The sequence below is a fragment of the Arthrobacter sp. Hiyo1 genome, assembly GCF_001263615.2.
In the GTDB taxonomy this organism is placed as follows: domain Bacteria; phylum Actinomycetota; class Actinomycetes; order Actinomycetales; family Micrococcaceae; genus Arthrobacter.
Window position 1 is genome coordinate 115,202 of record NZ_DF952470.1, and the last position, 2,159, is coordinate 117,360.

Here is a 2,159-nt window from a genome sequence, read left to right on the forward strand (position 1 = left end):
GATCGCGGGCAGGCCGAGGGCGCGGGCCAGGATGGCGGTGTGGGACTGCGGGCCGCCGCTCGAGGTGATCAGGGCGATCACCTTGGCGGGTCCAAGGTGGCGGTGTCTGCCGGGGCTAGGTCCTCGGCGGCCAGGATGAACGGAACGTCCGACGCCGGGATTCCCGGCGCGGGCAAACCGCGCAGTTCAGAGACGATGCGGGCGCGGACGTCCAGGACATCGGCCACGCGCTCTGCCATGTAGCCGCCAAGGGCCTTCAACGAGTCTGCAACCGTTGCAGCGGCCTCCCAGATGGCCCGTTCGGCGGTGCGTGCGCCGCCCGGAGCCTCGGGGGAGAGGAGCCTGATGGCCGATTTCACCAGCATGGGATCGGCGGCCATCAGGGCTGTTGCTTCCAGGACCTCTTTGCCTTCGCTGGACGCCGTCGCGGCCCGGGCACGGAGTTCCGCCTGCACGGCCTTGGCGGCATCCTTGATGCGCTGGCCCTGCGATTCGACGGTAACGTCCGCAGGAATATTGACGTTCTCACGGGGCTCTTGCACCGGCTTCGGCATCTGCCGCACCGGCCCCAGAACACGCCCCGGGGCAACGCCTACACCTGAAAAGGTCTGCATGGAATAGTCCTCTACTTGCTTATTAGCGGTTGTTCAGGCCGCGACGGGAACAGGAGCCTGCTCTGCCTCGACCGGCTTCCGGACCGCCCAACGCTTGAGCGCGAGCAGGACCAGGGCGGTGACGACTACGCCGACTGCGATCGATGCGATGAACATGAACACGTTGCCGATAGCGAAGAAGACGAAGATGCCACCGTGGGGTGCCTGGGAGGTAACTCCGAAGGCCATGCTCAGCGCACCGGTCACGGCGCCACCCACCATGCTTGCGGGGATCACGCGGAGCGGGTCGGCAGCGGCGAACGGGATGGCGCCTTCAGAGATGAAGGAAGCACCCAGCAGCCAGGCGGCCTTGCCATTCTCGCGCTCGGCGAGGCTGAAGCCCTTCTTGTTGAGCACGGTTGCCAATGCCATGGCGAGCGGCGGCACCATCCCGGCGGCCATGACGGCAGCCATGATCTGGAGCGGGGCCGGGTTGGCGAGGCTGCCGGCGCCGAGGCCGGCTACGGCGAAGGAGTAGGCAACCTTGTTGACCGGACCGCCCAGGTCGAAGCACATCATGAGGCCAAGGATGATGCCAAGCACGATCGCCGAAGTACCGGTCATCCCGGAAAGCCAGGTGCTGAGGCCCTTGGAGATGGCCGCGATCGGGCCGCCGAGGAAGAGGAACATGGCGCCCGAAGCGACGATCGAGGCGACGAGCGGGATGATGACCACGGGCATGAGGCCGCGCAACCAGCGTGGAACGGAGAACGTGCCGATCCAGTGTGCCGTGAGGCCAGCGAGCAGGCCACCTACCAGGCCACCGAGGAAGCCGGCGCCCATGTAGCCGGCGACAGCACCGGAGACGAAGCCCGGGGCGATACCAGGCCGGTCCGCGATGCCGTAGGCGATGTAGCCAGCCAGGGCAGGGACGAGGAAGCCGAGGGACAACGCGCCGATCTTGAACAGCACGGCTCCGAGGTAGGCGCCGAACGGACCCCATGCATGGACCGGGTAATCGGTGGGCAGGTTGACGAGGGTGTTCGCGGCAAGGATCTTGTCCGCAACTCCGGCGATTTCGTAGCTGCCCAACAGGAAGCCGAGGGCTATCAGCAGGCCGCCACCGGCGACAAACGGGATCATGTAGCTGACGCCGGTCAGCAGGACTTTCTTGACCTTGGTGCCGAGGTGCTCGCTTGCAGCTGCGGATGCCTGTTCGGCGCTCTCTTCGGCACCGAAATGCGGGACGCGGTGTGCATGTGGGTCGGATGCGGCGGCGAGGGCTTCTTGCACCATCTTGGCCGGCTCGTCAATGCCGCGCTTCACGGGAGCGTTGATGACGGGCTTGCCCGCGAAGCGTTCCTTGCCGCGGACATCGACGTCGACCGCGAAGATCACGGCGTCGGCGGCGGCAATCACAGCCGGGTCCAACGCGGTGAATCCGCCCGAGCCTTGGGTTTCAACCTGCAGGTCGACGCCCGCTTCCTTGGCAGCGGCCACGAGGGAATCGGCTGCCATGTAGGTGTGGGCGATGCCAGTGGGGCAGGCCGTGACGGCGACGATGCG

1 protein-coding gene and 1 pseudogene are annotated in these 2,159 nt (G+C 66.7%); both read right to left on the minus strand.

Annotated elements, in window-relative coordinates; genetic code table 11:
- Positions 1 to 614, minus strand: a pseudogene (locus AHiyo1_RS09510) (phosphoenolpyruvate-utilizing N-terminal domain-containing protein); the annotation flags it as partial.
- A gap of 33 nt (positions 615 to 647) precedes the next feature.
- Positions 648 to 2,159 (minus strand): PTS fructose transporter subunit IIC (locus tag AHiyo1_RS09515; RefSeq protein ID WP_059388407.1); only part of this gene is annotated, 1,512 nt, incomplete at its 5' end.